Source organism: Gilliamella sp. CG35 (genome assembly GCF_046635745.1).
Lineage (GTDB): Bacteria > Pseudomonadota > Gammaproteobacteria > Enterobacterales > Orbaceae > Gilliamella > Gilliamella apicola_I.
This window is the reverse complement of record NZ_JBIDFH010000040.1, coordinates 1-1534: the sequence shown is the minus strand read 5'-3', so window position 1 is coordinate 1534 and position 1534 is coordinate 1. Positions and strand designations below refer to the sequence as shown.

2 protein-coding genes are annotated in these 1534 nt (G+C 30.5%); both read right to left on the bottom strand.

Annotated elements, in window-relative coordinates:
- Positions 1-151 precede the first annotated feature (151 nt).
- Positions 152-673, bottom strand: coding sequence for a tetratricopeptide repeat protein (locus tag ACGH4F_RS09565; protein WP_411591024.1), 522 nt, complete (start codon positions 671-673; stop codon positions 152-154).
- A 160-nt stretch (positions 674-833) separates the two neighbouring features.
- On the bottom strand, positions 834-1142 hold the full coding sequence (locus ACGH4F_RS09560; protein WP_411591023.1) for a hypothetical protein: 309 nt from the start codon (positions 1140-1142) through the stop codon (positions 834-836).
- Between the last annotated feature and the right edge of the window lie 392 nt (positions 1143-1534).

Genomic DNA, 1534 nt, shown 5'->3' with positions numbered 1-1534 from the left:
TCCGAACCTTTAAGGCGCTCACCGACTTTTGTATCCGATTCTGATGCTGACGCCAGTAATTTTGCCCCTTTTGATATACCAACCAATGTTTTATCTTCATCGGGTATTTTACCTGCCTCTGTCTGCGTTTGGGTGATGAACGTCGGCAAATCTATTGTTTTTTTACAATCATTTCAGATGCTAATAGACAACCATCAGTTAGGTTATTTTTACATGCGCGTTCAAACCACAACAGAGCTATTTTATAATTCGATTGCGCTTTTTCAATTATTCCTAAATTAAGTTGTGCGAAAGGGTTATTTGCTTCAGCAGCTTTTTTATACCAATTAATCCCCTTTTCATAATCTTCATAGGTATCTATTTCACTATTTGTTAAATATAAATTACCTAATTCGACCTGAGCCGCTGTATAACCTTGATTAGCCGCTTTGGTTAGCCAATATAATGCTTTTGTGCTATCATGTTCAAGACCCCAAAATCCAAATCTGTAATTAACCCCTAATAAGTATTGGGATTGTACATGATTTTGTTTGGCTGCTTTTTCTAGCCAAATAATTGCCTGTTCTTTATTATCAAGTTCTTCATAAAGGATAGCTAAAGCAAACTGAGCTTCTGCATATCCTTGTTGCGCAGATAGTTGATACCAATAAAAAACTTTATCATTATATTTCATATTAGTATGTTGAGATAAAAGTAGATTTGCTAAAGAATACTGGGCAAATTTATCACCATTTTTAGCTTATGAAATTAAACTATTTTCGATTACAGAATCTGCTACTACAATATTAGATTTCCACAGCATTAAAGAAAACATTATAATAAAAATTAGTTTTTTATTTGGGTATTTCATGAAGTTCAACTTCCTCATTTTCATATAAATCATCATAATTAAATATTTTTTTAGTTAAAATCTTACCGTTTCTATCATAAGTCATAATAATTTTATAATCTTTACCAAACTCATCAGGATGATAATACTTAGTACGCACGAGCATACCGGATATATCATATTCATACCAATTACCTACAAAAACACCTGTCGCATTATAATGTCCTTGACAACCCCTCTCTTTTATTTGACCATTTGGGTAATAATCAATAAGAAACGAATAACAAAAAGGAGTATTTGAACTACTTGACATTATTAATGATATAGCATAATGATCAAAATTTTCTTTTACAGAGTTAGCAAAAGAATGACAAACAATAAACAAAAAATGAGAGGTAAAATAATTATTTTTTTCATGGTGTACCTATTAATAATATTTTTCTTTAATCCTTCATATAGTTGTTGAGCAATTTTATCAATGTTTGAAAATGTTGATATAATTTTTCATCACCAAATAAATGTTTTGATATAGTTTTACCTAAGATAAAAGAATAAGCTTATTGATAATTAATACAAAACTTTTTCCCAGCAGGCTCTAAAGTTAATGTGATATATTAAAGTTCATACTGCAAGCACAAATCACCACACCACAAGGCAAAATCGTCATAGATAACACGGCATATGAACAATTTGGACAGATTAATG